We start from the raw sequence: 12792 nt of genomic DNA on the forward strand, positions 1-12792 counted from the left end.
AGGTTTGATGGCCGACAATGCCCAGCAAAAAGCCCGCCGAAAGCGCGGTAAAAGGTTGTTATTGTTTTATTGCGCCGCAGCGTGCCGCGGCGCTGAAGGTTATTTCTGCGCCTGCCGATCCGCCGCCAGAATAAAGGCGTACTCCAGCGCGCCGTTTTCCAGCCGCGCCAGGCGGCCCGATTTGCCGCCGTGGCCGGCGGTCATGTCGGTGGAAAGCAGCAGCAGCGAATCGCCCTGCTTGAAGCGCCGCAGCTTCGCCACCCATTTGGCCGGTTCCCAATACTGCACCTGCGAGTCGTACAAGCCGCTGGTAACCAGCAGGTTCGGGTAATGCTGCCGGCGCACGTTGTCGTACGGGCTGTAGGATTTCATCAGCGCATAGGCGGCCGGCTGGTGCGGGTTGCCCCACTCCTCGTACTCGCCGGTAGTCAGCGGAATGCTGTCGTCCAGCATGGTGGTCACCACGTCGACGAACGGCACCTGCGCCACCACTGCGTTGTACAGCTGCGGCGCCTGATTGATCACCGCCCCCATCAGCAAGCCGCCGGCGCTGCCGCCCATGGCGTAGATGCGCCCCGGTTGGCCGTAGCCGTCTTTGATCAGCGCCTGGGTAGCATCGATGAAGTCGTTGAAACTGTTCGGTTTGTGCGTCAGCTTGCCCTGTTTGTACCAGCTCTGCCCCAGCTCGCCGCCGCCGCGCACGTGGATCAGCGCATAGACGAAGCCGCGATCCAGCAGGCTGATGCGGTTGGCGCTGAACGCCGGATCCATGCTCATGCCGTAAGCGCCATAGCCGTAGACCAACAGCGGGTTATGGCCGTTCTTGAACAGCGACTTGCGATACACCAGCGATACCGGCACCTTCACGCCGTCGCGCGCCGCGACCCAGATGCGCTCGCTGTGATACAGGCTCGGATCGACGCCTTTCACTTCCTGCTGCTTGAGCAGAGTGCGCTCGCCCTTGTTCAGGTCCCACTCATAGGTGCGGGTCGGCGTGGTCATCGCCGAATAGCCGTAACGCAAACGATCGCTGTCCGGCTCCGGGTTATAGCCCAGCCAGGCCATGTAGCTGGCGTCGTCGAACGGGATGGCGCGTTCGGTTTTGCCGTCCCAGCTGATTTGCCGCAGCTGCACCAGCCCGTTGGCGCGCTCCTGCACCACCAGCCAGTCGCGGAACAGGCTGAAGCTTTCCACCTCGTACTGCGCCTGCGGTGCGATCAGCGTCTGCCACGGTTTGCCCGCCGCCGCCGTGCGGTACAGGCCAAAGTTCGGATCCTGATGGTTGGAGCGCAGGTAGAACTCGCCGCGGTAGTGATCAAGGTAATACTCGCGGCCGTTCTGCCGGGCGGCGAACAGCTGCGGCTCGCGCTGCGGCTGGTTGGCGTCGATCAGGCGCACTTCGGAGGTGGTGTTGCCGCTGATGGTCAGAATCAGGTAATCGCGCGAGGACGAGCGGCCGAGGCTGAGGTAGAACGCCGGATCGTTTTCCTGGTACACCAGCTTATCTTCCGCCGTCGGCGTGCCGTACCGATGGCGATAGACCTGGTATGGCAACAGCGTTTGCGGGTGGTTGCGCACGTAGAACAGGGTTTGGTTGTCGTTGGCCCACACCATATTGCCGGAGGTGTTTTCCAGCGTTTCCGGCGACCAGCGTTCGCTGTCTATCTCGCGCAGGGAGATGCGGTATTGGCGGCGGCCCTGCAGATCTTCGGCCACCGCCAGGCGGCGGTTGTCCAGGCTGACGTCCAGCGCCCCCAGGCGATAATAAGCATGGCCGGCCGCGCGCTGATTGGCGTCCAACAGGGTTTGCCACGGCGCGTCGGCGGTGAGCGCCTGGCGCTGATACCGCGCGAAATCTTTACCGGCGGCGTAGCTTTCCTGGTAGCGATAGCCGTTGAGCTGATACGGCACTGAGCGATCGTCAGGGTTCATGCGGCCCAGCATCTCCTGATACAGCGTGGCGCGCAGCTTCAGGTACGGCGCCATCATCTGCTCGGTATAGCGGTTCTCCGCCTTCAGGTAGTCCAGCACCTTCGGTTCTTTTCGGCTGTCGTCGCGCAGCCAGTAGTAATCGTCGGTGCGCGTCTCGCCATGCGCCGTCAGCGCTTTCGGCGCGCGTTCCGCCAACGGCGGCTGCGGTTGCGCCAGCGCGGCGCCGGCGAGGCCTAAAGAAAGCCAGAGCGCGGCCGCGATGCGACGGCGCGGGGTGAATAACAGCGGATTCATAATCCCTCACGAAGTTTGAAAAGGCGCACGACGGCGATGCGGCGCCTGCGGGCATTAACGGCGGGCATTCAGCTCCGCCAGATTGAAATCGATCGGCATCGTCACCTTGATGGTCCCCTGCTGCAGCATCTCCGGCGGCGGCGGCGGCAACGGCTGGGCGCGCGACACCACCGCCACCGCTTCCCGATCCAGCGACGCGGTGCCGGAACGCACCTGCAGCATGACGTTCGAGACCCGTCCCTGCGCGTCAACGCTGAAACTGACCTGCGGCATGCCGCTGCGCCGCCGGCTGCGGGCATCCAAAGGGTAATCCTTGATGCGGTTCAGTTTGCCTTTCACCAGGCTCTCCCACGACAGTTTGGCCTGCGCATTGCTGTTGGCGTCGCTGTTGATCGGGGCGGCGGTCTGGTGGGAGATCGTCTGCGCCTGCGGCGCGGCGGCGCTGGACGCGGCGGCATTGCGCGTCTCTTTGGCCTGTTCCTGCGGCTTCGGCTGCGCTTTTTGCGGGGGACGGTGTTCGGCGCGCTTCTTCTGCGCCGTCACGATTTTTGCTTTATCGGCGCGCGCCAGCTTGGGCAGATCCGGCTGTTGCTGCTGCTCAGCGGGCTGCGCCGCGGCGGATTCCGCCTGCTGCACGCCCAGCGGCAGCGGCTTGCTTTCCGGCGCTTCAATCTGCGCCGCCCAGCTCATCATCACCGCCGGCGGCGGCAACACCACCGGCTCCAGCGCCGTCTGCGGCCAGTAAAACAGCAGCACCAACGCCGCGTGCGCCGCCAGGGCGAGCAGCAGGCCGCGCGCCCAGCGCGGCTGCGGCAGTTCAAAGGCCGGGAGGGAGTAAGACTGACTTAACATAGGGGCATTAGCTTGCTTAATTGCGAATGATTGCAGATCACATTTACTAATGATAATCATTTGCAACTATAATTAACACCCCTTTTCACTCTCTTAACGTATTCATTTCACTGATGGTGTGATCCACAGGTAGTCTGCGGTGTTCGCATCGACCTGTACGCCCGGTTCCGCCAGCATCAGCACCGTCGGCACCGCCGCCGGTTGCAGATCCCGCACGTGCAGCGGCACGCCCACCGATTTGGCGGCGTGATAGCCACCGGCGATCAACAACGCGGGCGTCGGTGCCGCCAGCAAGCGCTCAGCCATGCGCCGATCGCGCTGCTGCTGGATCGCCAGCATCGCGTGCAGTTGGTCGGCCTCAATCTTACCGCCGTGCGAAGTGCGGATGGTCTCTTCCAGCGCCTTGCGCACCGCCGGCTGCGCCGATAGCTGCCCCGCCGGGAACTGCGGCTGCTGATAGAACGCCGTAATCTCGCTGCGATCCAGGTTGGCCGACCACAGCGGGTAAGGCGCACGCATCGCCGCCATCGTCACCCCGCCATACAGCTCCCACTTCCAGCCCGGCTGCCAGGCGATCAGTTCCGCTACGCGGCCGTCACGCACCGTGGGATCGCTCTGCAGCCACTGTTTGACCTTGTCGACCTGCGCCTGCTGGTTCGGGTTGATCATCTCCATCAGCACGCTGCCCTGCGGCCGCCGTTGCGGCAGCTGCTGCACCAGCCATTGCTCAATCTGATGGTGGTAAGGATTGTCATGCTTCTCCCCCAGGATCACCCGCGGCTGCTGCGCCAATCGCGTCAACAGCTGCTCCGGCGTCAGGGTCGCGCCGCTGTGCAGATCGGTGATGCTACCCAGACTCACGACGTCGCTGGCCGGTGTCTTAACCGGCGTTTGGCTGCAGGCGCCAAGCGCCAACGCCGCCAATAAAATCAGATATCTCATCATGTTGCCCCATTATCGAAAATGGCGACATTATAGATAATAATTATCATTTGCATATAGATTTGGCTTAACGATTTTTTTACGCGGCGATCGCCGGCTGCGCATTGCGTTGAAAAAGCATTGCGGGTATAACCAATAGCCATTCAGATATTTAGACGTCTATACGGATAGATTATTATGCAACCATCGGCACCCGCCGCAGGACAGTTCAAACGCAGCATGAAGGCCCGGCACCTGGTGATGCTGTCGCTGGGCGGCGTGATCGGCACCGGGCTGTTTTTCAACACCGGCTACATCATCTCCACCACCGGCGCGCTCGGCACGCTGCTGGCCTACCTGATCGGCGCGCTGGTGGTGTATCTGGTGATGCTGTGCCTGGGCGAACTGTCGGTGGCGATGCCGGAAACCGGCGCCTTTCACGTCTATGCTTCGCGCTATCTGGGGCCGGCCACCGGCTATGCCGTCGCCTGGCTGTATTGGCTCACCTGGACGGTGGCGCTCGGCTCCAGCCTCACCGCCGCCGGATTCTGCATGCAGTACTGGTTCCCGCAGTCGCCGGTGTGGCTGTGGTGTCTGATCTTCTGCGCGGCCATTTTCCTGCTTAACGTGGTGACCACCCGCTTTTTCGCCGAAAGCGAATTCTGGTTTTCGCTGATCAAAGTGGTGACCATTCTGGCGTTCATCATACTGGGCGGTGCCGCCATGTTCGGTCTTCTGCCGATGAAAGACGGCACGCCGGCGCCGTTCCTGCATAACCTGACCGCTTCCGGCTGGCTGCCGCACGGCACGCTGCCGATCCTGATGACCATGGTGGCGGTGAACTTCGCTTTCTCCGGCACGGAGCTGATCGGCATTGCCGCCGGTGAAACCGAGAACCCGGAAAAAGTCGTACCGCTGGCGATCCGCACCACGGTGATCCGCCTGATGCTGTTCTTTATCGGCACGGTCTTCGTGCTGGCGGCGTTGATCCCCATGGATCAGGCGGGGATCGTCAAAAGCCCGTTCGTGCTGGTGTTTGAACGCATCGGCGTGCCTTACGCCGCCGATATCTTCAACTTCGTGATCCTGACCGCCATCCTGTCGGCGGCCAACTCCGGCCTGTACGCTTCAGGGCGCATGCTGTGGTCGCTGGCCCACCAGCGCACCCTGCCGGCCTACTTTGCGCGCGTCAATGCGCGTGGCATTCCGATCAACGCCCTGACCTTCAGCATGCTCGGCGGCGTGCTGGCGCTGTTGACCAGCGTGATCGCGCCGGACACGGTGTTTGTTGCCCTGTCGGCGATCTCCGGTTTTGCGGTGGTGGCGGTGTGGCTGAGCATCTGCGCGGCCCACTATGCTTTCCGCCGCGCCTACCTGCGCAGCGGCCAGCCGATAAGCGGCTTGAAATACCGCGCGCCTGGCTACCCGCTGACGCCGATCCTCGGCTTTGCGCTGTGCCTGCTGGCCTGCATCGGGCTGGCGTTCGATCCGGAGCAGCGCATCGCGCTCTACTGCGGGCTGCCGTTCGTCGCCCTGTGCTACCTCACCTATTTCCTGACCCGGCGCGCCGGGCAAAAAAACGCTTTGGGAGAACAACATGTCGGTTAACAACCCTGTCGCCCGCCTGCTGGCCGAACACCCCACGCTGATCCTGGACGGCGCGCTGGCCACCGAGCTGGAAGCGCGTGGCTGCGATCTGACCGATCCGCTGTGGTCGGCCAAGGTGCTGATTGAAAATCCCGAGCTTATCTATCAGATACACCTCGATTATTTCAACGCCGGCGCCCAGTGCGCCATCACCGCCAGTTATCAGGCCACGCCGCAGGGCTTCTTGCGCCGCGGCCTGGATCAGGATCAATCGCTGGCGTTGATCGCCAAAAGCGTGCAGCTGGCGCAACGCGCGCGCCACGATTATCTGGCCGCACACCCGCAGGCGGCGCCGCTGTTGATCGCCGGTTCGGTGGGCCCGTACGGCGCCTATCTGGCCGACGGTTCGGAATACCGCGGCGACTACCGGCTGGCACAGGATGACATGATTGCCTTCCACCGCCCGCGCCTCGCAGCCCTGGCCGCCGCCGGCGTCGATCTGCTGGCCTGCGAAACGCTGCCGTCGTTCGCCGAACTGCAGGCGCTGCTGACGCTGCTGCAGGAGTTCCCGACGCTCGGCGCCTGGTTCGCCTTCACCCTTCGCGACAGCCAACATCTCAGCGACGGCACGCCGCTGACGGAGGTCCTGTCCGCGCTGCGCGGCAATCCGCAGGTGCTGGCGATCGGCATCAACTGCATCGCGCTGGACAAGGTCGCCCCGGCGCTGCGCCAACTGGGCGCGCTGGCCGACAAACCGCTGCTGGTTTATCCGAACTCCGGCGAGCACTACGATGCGATCAGCAAAACCTGGCACGCGTGCGGCGGCGAGCACGGCAGCCTGGTAGATCAGGCGACAGAGTGGCGCGCGCTCGGCGCACAATTGATCGGCGGCTGTTGCCGCACTACGCCGCAGGATATCCGCGCCATCGCCGCGCGCTGTAAGAAATGAGCAGGGGGGTTATTCGGTTAGCCGGCGTAAGTGTTCAGCGGCTTGTTCAACGTTGAGGCGGCCTTGAGCTGCTTCAACCGTAATTTCGACCAGTTCTGCGTCTTCCCGCAGTGCAATGCCATTAATACCGAGAAATAGCGCCATGCTTTGGAAGGCCGTACGTTTGTTGCCATCAAGAAAAATGTGACCGTGGCTGATGGCGATGAGATAGAGCGCGGCCAAGCGGTAAACGTCTGTGACGTTCTCGTAGTGGTAAGCATTGAGCACGCGGTTGGCTACAGCCTCAACTTTGCTGCCTTCCTGGCGGCCGTGAGGCACAATTTCAGCATTGAACTCCGCAATATCCTCTGCGGTCAAAAAGATCATCTATTCGCCAGCGCCTTAATCGTATCCGCGTGTTTAGCCTGAATGCGCGCTTTCACTTTGGCTTTGACCAAAACCTCATAGTCGGCCTTACTGATGATGTAAACCTCATCGTGTCCGCGGCGCGTCACTTCCACCGGCTGTTTTTGCGCTTCCAAAAGCACCTCGGCCAAATTGTTTCTCGCCGCCGTGTAGCTAATCGTAGTCATTTTCTTTACCTGTACATGTACATATTTGACGATTATTTGTACCACGTCCACTGGAAATAAAAAAGCCCCCGGCGCCAACGGCGCAGGGGGCCAGTCACTCAACCCGGGCTTACAGTGGTTCGGTCTGGGCTTCCACTACCGCCAGCGCCACCATGTTGACGATGCGGCGCACCGAGGCGATCGGCGTCAGGATGTGCACCGGCTTGGCGACCCCCATCAGCACCGGCCCGACGGTCACCCCTTCCGAGCAGGAGACGCGCAGCAGGTTGTAGCTGATGCGCGCCGCTTCCATGTTCGGCATGATCAGCAGGTTGGCTGAGCCTTTCAGCGGGCTGTCCGGCATCAAATCGTGACGGATGCTTTCCACCAGCGCGGCGTCGCCGTGCATTTCGCCGTCGATCTCCAGCTCCGGCGCCAGCTCATTCACCAGCTCCAACGTTTTACGCATCTTGCGCGCCGCCGGGCAATCAGACGAACCGAAGCTGGAGTGAGACAGCAGCGCCACCTTAGGTTCGATACCGAAGCGGCGCACGGTTTCCGCCGCCATCAGGGTGATCTCCGCCAGCTGTTCCGGCGTCGGATCGTCGTTGACGTAGGTGTCGGCGATGAAAGTGTTGCCGCTCGGCAGCAGCAGCGCGTTCATCGCGCCGGCGACGTGCGCGCCTTCACGGAAACCGAACACGTTCTTCACCACGTCGTAATGCTCGTGGTAGCTGCCGATGGTGCCGCAGATCATCGCATCCGCTTCGCCGCGGTGCAGCATGATGGCGGCGATCAGCGTCGGGTTGCCGATCACCGCGCGGCGCGCCTGTTCCTGCGAAACGCCGCGGCGTTTCATGATCTGGTAGTACTCGCCCCAGTATTCGTTGAAGCGCGGGTCCGACTCGTTGTTCACCACTTCGAAATCTTTACCCGGCGTCAGCTGCAGACCCAGCTTTTTCAGGCGCATCTCGATCACGCTCGGGCGGCCGACCAGGATCGGGAAGGCCAGCCCCTGCGACACCAGCTCCTGCGTGGCGTGCAGCACGCGCTCTTCCTCGCCTTCCGCCAGCACCACCCGCTTCACCTCTTTGCGCGCCTGCGAGAAGATCGGCTTCATGAACAGGTTGGTTTTGTAGACGAACTCCGCCAGCTTCTCGACGTAGGCGTCGAAGTCTTCGATCGGGCGCGTCGCCACGCCGGAATCCATCGCCGCCTTGGCCACCGCCGGCGCGATCTTGACGATCAGGCGCGGATCGAACGGTTTCGGAATGATGTATTCCGGGCCGAAGGAGAGATCCTGGTCATCATAGGCGGAAGCCACCACGTCGCTCTGCTCTGCCAGCGCCAGATCGGCGATGGCATGCACGCAGGCCAGTTTCATCTCTTCGTTGATAGTGGTGGCGCCCACGTCCAGCGCGCCGCGGAAAATGAACGGGAAGCACAGGACGTTGTTCACCTGGTTCGGGTAGTCGGAACGGCCGGTACATATGATGGCGTCCGGGCGCACCGCTTTGGCCAGCGGCGGCAGAATTTCCGGTTCCGGGTTGGCCAGCGCCATGATCAGCGGATCGCGCGCCATGGTTTTCACCATATCCTGCGTCAGGACGCCCGGGCCGGAGCAGCCGAGGAAGATGTCGGCGTTCGGGATGGCGTCGCCCAGCGTGCGCTGACCGTTATCCTCGATGGCGTAGGCGGCTTTGGTCTGCTCCATGTTAGCGTCGCGGCCTTTATAGATGACGCCTTTGGAATCGCAGACGGTGATGTTCTGTTGACGCAGCCCCAGCGCCACCAGCAGGTTCAGACAGGCGATAGAGGCCGCACCGGCGCCGGACACCACCAGCCGTACGTCGGAGATGTTCTTCTTCACCACGCGCAGGCCGTTGAGCACCGCCGCAGTGGTGATGATCGCCGTGCCGTGCTGGTCGTCGTGGAACACCGGGATCTTCATGCGCTCACGCAGTTTCTGTTCGATGTAGAAACACTCCGGCGCCTTGATGTCTTCCAGGTTGATACCGCCGAAGGTCGGTTCCAGCGCGGCAATAATGTCGATTAATTTGTCAGGGTTATGCTCATCCACTTCGATATCAAATACGTCGATACCGGAAAACTTCTTGAACAAAACGCCCTTGCCTTCCATCACCGGCTTACCGGCCAACGCGCCGATATTGCCCAGCCCCAGTACCGCCGTGCCGTTGGAAATCACCGCCACCAGGTTGCCGCGCGCGGTGTATTTGTAGGCCGCCAGCGGATCTTCGGCGATCTCGAGGCAAGGCGCGGCGACGCCCGGCGAATAGGCCAGCGCCAGATCGCGCTGGGTCGCCAACGGTTTGGTAGGGGAAACCTGGATCTTCCCTGGGACAGGAAACTGATGGAAATCAAGGGCACTCTGTTTGAGCTGTTCGTCCATTATGGATTCCTTTGTTTTTTGCTTTTATGTTGAGGTAAGGCTTTGAGGCTGCGCCCTGCCGTGGGCCATGGCGCCCAAGTACAATGACAGGGCACAGCCTTGAAGTATAGTGAGAGAAACCTCACAAACTTTGAAGCGCGCCATAACCTTGGTCGAAATTCCGTTTTAAAAGTAAAAAAAGAAGGTCTGCGGGACGAGCAAAGAAACGCCGCCGTCAGCGCGGCGGCAGCATGGCGCGCCAGGCGTTGAGCGTATCCACCTGGCCGGCGCAAATGTGTAACGAGGTTTGTAACGCCAGGGCATAGCTTACCGCATCGCCCCAGGTCTTCCCCTGCAACTGCGGCTGCTCACAGGGAGCGAATACCGACTCAGGGGGCAACAGCGGCACGGCCTGCGGCGCCGGCGGCCGGGCGCAGGAGCTCAAGCACAGCGCCAGGCAGAGGCTGAGCAGCGCAGGGATCGTTTTTAATCGCGTCACGGTATTTCCTCTGATAAGCCTCGTGTTGTTGGCGCAGCTGCTGTTCCTGCCGCTGCTGCGCCGCCATCAACGCACGGTTTTGCGCATCCTGAGTCTGCAGGGTGGCGATTAGTCCGGCCTGCTGCGCCAGGCTTTTTTGCAGTTCCTCCGCCTGCTGGCGCACAGACGCCAACTGGTGCGACAGCAGCGAGCTGTAGCCACCGAGGCAAATGGCCGCCAGCAACAGCAGCAGCAACCCGCCCTGCATCAGTTTTTGCAGCCAACCGCTCATGCCGGGTAGTCCCGGAACGTCAGCTGGAAGTGCGGGCCGTCCTTGAGGGTTTTCCATTCGCCGCCCCATTCGACGATGATGCCGCATTCACGCGCCGCGCGCCGCACCGCCACCGCAATCTGCGCGTAGTAATCCCACTCCCAGGAGACCACACCCGCCGGCATCGCCACCACATCCACCGCGTGACCGGTCAGATGGCGGCTGCGCAGCGTTTGGCTGCTGCCGGCGCGCACCATTTCCCGCTGGCGCGCCATACTGCGCAGCCCCTCGCTGACGGAAAACGGCACCAGGGAATAACGCAGCGCCAGACGAATAACGCGCACCAGATCCGGGTGTACGCCGCGCAGGTTTTCTTCGCTGCGGGCAGTAAAGCGAATCTCTTCGATGTCATTTAACATTTTTAAACCCCGTCTTTTTGCCGATGAATTTTTTAATTAAGGCGTTGATGTAATCCGCCCCCATAAAACCAATCAGTACGCTGGCCAAATTCGCCCACTTTAATTCCAGGCCCATCAACGCCAGCGCATCGCGCACCGTCCAGGCCAATAACGCGCACATCGCCGCATTCAATAAACGGCGCCGAATACCCACGTTGAGATAGGCACCGTGCAATAGCGCCATCACGCCGGCCAGAATGGCGTTCAATACCGGCTGAAGATATTCACATACTCGCTGGACTATTAAGCCAACAGCGTCAGGCTCTATGCTGGACATAGCTCATCTCCTTTTTTATTTTTAATTAAATGCCAATCACGGCCGGTGGGACATCGGATATTCAGAATCTAATTAAGGATGCTATTACAAAGCAAATGAATAAATACAGCCCCTATGGTCGAATTCATTCATGCTGAGCGCTGGCACAACTCATCAGCGCCAATTTGTGCAGCAGTGAATAAAAATTCATTGTCATTGTGATTTATTTCGACTTTTGTTTTCACTAAAAATAAACATTAATGTCTGCGGGAAATAGTTCCCCATCATAAAAACATCCACTCTGGAGAAATGCCATGTCCACACGTAAAGCGGTTATTGGGTATTATTTTATTCCGACCAACCAAATCAATAATTACACCGAGACCGATACGTCTGTCGTGCCGTTCCCGGTTTCCAACATCACGCCGGCCAAAGCCAAACAGCTGACGCACATCAACTTCTCGTTCCTGGATATCAACAGCAATCTGGAATGCGCCTGGGATCCGGCCACCAACGACGCCAAGGCGCGCGATGTGGTCAATCGTCTGACCGCGCTCAAAGCGCACAACCCCAGCCTGCGCATCATGTTCTCCATCGGCGGCTGGTACTATTCCAACGATTTGGGTGTGTCGCACACCAACTACGTCAACGCGGTGAAGACCCCGGCGTCGCGCACCAAGTTTGCCCAATCCTGCGTGCGCATCATGAAGGATTACGGCTTCGACGGCGTGGACATCGACTGGGAGTATCCGCAGGCGGCGGAAGTAGACGGTTTCATCGCCGCGCTGCAGGAGATCCGCACCCTGCTGAACCAGCAAACCGTCACCGACGGCCGCCAGGCGCTGCCGTATCAATTGACCATCGCCGGCGCCGGCGGCGCTTTCTTCCTGTCACGCTATTACAGCAAGCTGGCGCAGATCGTCGCGCCGCTCGATTACATTAACCTGATGACCTACGATCTGGCCGGCCCTTGGGAGAAGGTAACCAACCACCAGGCGGCGCTGTTCGGCGACGCGGCCGGGCCGACCTTCTACAACGCGCTGCGCGAAGCCAATCTGGGCTGGAGCTGGGAAGAGCTGACCCGCGCCTTCCCCAGCCCGTTCAGCCTGACGGTCGACGCTGCGGTGCAGCAACACCTGATGATAGAAGGCGTGCCGAGCGCCAAAATCGTGATGGGCGTCCCCTTCTACGGCCGCGCCTTCAAGGGCGTCAGCGGCAGCAACGGCGGCCAGTACAGCAGCCACAGCACGCCGGGTGAAGATCCGTATCCGAATACCGATTACTGGCTGGTGGGTTGCGAAGAGTGCGTACGCGACAAGGATCCGCGTATCGCTTCCTATCGCCAGCTGGAGCAGATGCTGCTGGGCAACTACGGCTATCAGCGGCTGTGGAACGACAAGACCAAAACCCCTTACCTGTATCATGCGCAGAAAGGGCTGTTCGTCACCTATGACGATGCCGAGAGCTTCAAATACAAAGCGAAATACATCAAGCAGCAGCAGCTGGGCGGCGTGATGTTCTGGCATCTGGGGCAAGACAACCGCAACGGCGATCTGCTGGCCGCACTGGATCGCTATTTCAACGCCGCGGACTACGACGACAGCCAGCTGGATATGGGCACCGGGCTGCGCTACACCGGCGTCGGCCCCGGTAACCTGCCGATCATGACCGCGCCGGCCTACGTGCCGGGCACCACTTACGCGCAGGGGGCACTGGTGTCCTATCAGGGTTACGTCTGGCAGACCAAGTGGGGTTACATCACCTCGGCGCCCGGCTCAGACAGCGCCTGGCTGAAGGTGGGCCGCGTGGCCTAAGCCGTAAAAAAACCCCGTAGCCGAATGCTGCGGGGTTTTC

13 protein-coding genes are annotated in these 12792 nt (G+C 61.1%); 3 read left to right on the forward strand and 10 right to left on the reverse strand.

All coding sequences use genetic code 11. From position 1 onward, the window contains the following. Positions 1–99: 99 nt before the first annotated feature. From ACMGGW_RS16450 to ACMGGW_RS16460, 3 genes are all read right to left on the reverse strand, one after another. A complete protein-coding gene (locus tag ACMGGW_RS16450; protein ID WP_197832646.1) occupies positions 100–2226 on the reverse strand; it encodes a prolyl oligopeptidase family serine peptidase in 2127 nt (708 codons plus the stop codon). Between the two features lie 54 nt (positions 2227–2280). Further along, on the reverse strand, positions 2281–3078 hold the full coding sequence (locus ACMGGW_RS16455) for an energy transducer TonB family protein (protein WP_148123653.1): 798 nt from the start codon (positions 3076–3078) through the stop codon (positions 2281–2283). Between the two features lie 102 nt (positions 3079–3180). Then, a complete protein-coding gene (locus ACMGGW_RS16460; protein WP_025303798.1) occupies positions 3181–4020 on the reverse strand; it encodes a ChaN family lipoprotein in 840 nt (279 codons plus the stop codon). Between the two features lie 177 nt (positions 4021–4197). Between ACMGGW_RS16460 and mmuP the strand changes: the two genes are divergently transcribed. Both mmuP and mmuM read left to right on the forward strand, forming a co-directional pair. Next, positions 4198–5607, forward strand: a complete 1410-nt coding sequence (mmuP, locus tag ACMGGW_RS16465; protein WP_025303799.1) for an S-methylmethionine permease — start codon at positions 4198–4200, stop codon at positions 5605–5607. Beyond that, a complete protein-coding gene (gene mmuM, locus ACMGGW_RS16470) occupies positions 5597–6535 on the forward strand; it encodes a homocysteine S-methyltransferase (RefSeq protein ID WP_025303800.1) in 939 nt (312 codons plus the stop codon). Before mmuP ends, mmuM begins: the two co-directional genes overlap by 11 nt. Before the next feature lie 9 nt (positions 6536–6544). Here mmuM and ACMGGW_RS16475 read toward each other — a convergent pair whose 3' ends face one another. From ACMGGW_RS16475 to ACMGGW_RS16505, 7 genes are all read right to left on the reverse strand, one after another. Next, positions 6545–6901: a type II toxin-antitoxin system death-on-curing family toxin gene (locus ACMGGW_RS16475; protein WP_025303801.1), complete on the reverse strand. Its 357-nt coding sequence runs from the start codon at positions 6899–6901 to the stop codon at positions 6545–6547. Continuing rightward, positions 6898–7107 (reverse strand): type II toxin-antitoxin system Phd/YefM family antitoxin, encoded by a 210-nt coding sequence (locus tag ACMGGW_RS16480; RefSeq protein WP_004936539.1) that lies wholly within the window; start codon positions 7105–7107, stop codon positions 6898–6900. Before ACMGGW_RS16480 ends, ACMGGW_RS16475 begins: the two co-directional genes overlap by 4 nt. 109 nt (positions 7108–7216) lie before the next feature. Next, complete coding sequence (gene maeB / locus ACMGGW_RS16485) at positions 7217–9496, reverse strand: NADP-dependent oxaloacetate-decarboxylating malate dehydrogenase (protein ID WP_016926766.1); 2280 nt, start codon at positions 9494–9496, stop codon at positions 7217–7219. A 214-nt stretch (positions 9497–9710) separates the two neighbouring features. Next, complete coding sequence (lysC, locus tag ACMGGW_RS16490; protein WP_049205380.1) at positions 9711–9884, reverse strand: hypothetical protein; 174 nt, start codon at positions 9882–9884, stop codon at positions 9711–9713. Continuing rightward, positions 9865–10245, reverse strand: a complete 381-nt coding sequence (locus ACMGGW_RS16495) for a DUF2570 family protein (protein ID WP_049209349.1) — start codon at positions 10243–10245, stop codon at positions 9865–9867. The genes lysC and ACMGGW_RS16495 overlap by 20 nt, the downstream gene beginning before the upstream one ends. Further along, the gene (locus ACMGGW_RS16500; protein WP_025303803.1) at positions 10242–10643 is read right to left on the reverse strand and encodes a M15 family metallopeptidase; all 402 of its coding nucleotides are present in this window, start codon (positions 10641–10643) and stop codon (positions 10242–10244) included. Before ACMGGW_RS16500 ends, ACMGGW_RS16495 begins: the two co-directional genes overlap by 4 nt. Next, the gene (locus tag ACMGGW_RS16505) at positions 10633–10959 is read right to left on the reverse strand and encodes a phage holin, lambda family (protein WP_197832645.1); all 327 of its coding nucleotides are present in this window, start codon (positions 10957–10959) and stop codon (positions 10633–10635) included. Before ACMGGW_RS16505 ends, ACMGGW_RS16500 begins: the two co-directional genes overlap by 11 nt. A 293-nt stretch (positions 10960–11252) precedes the next feature. On the opposite strand from ACMGGW_RS16505, the gene ACMGGW_RS16510 reads away from it, so the two are divergent. Continuing rightward, complete coding sequence (locus ACMGGW_RS16510) at positions 11253–12752, forward strand: glycosyl hydrolase family 18 protein (RefSeq protein ID WP_148123657.1); 1500 nt, start codon at positions 11253–11255, stop codon at positions 12750–12752. Positions 12753–12792: the final 40 nt, after the last annotated feature.

Source organism: Serratia sp. BNK-4 (assembly GCF_048685115.1).
In the GTDB taxonomy this organism is placed as follows: Bacteria; Pseudomonadota; Gammaproteobacteria; order Enterobacterales; family Enterobacteriaceae; genus Serratia; species Serratia bockelmannii.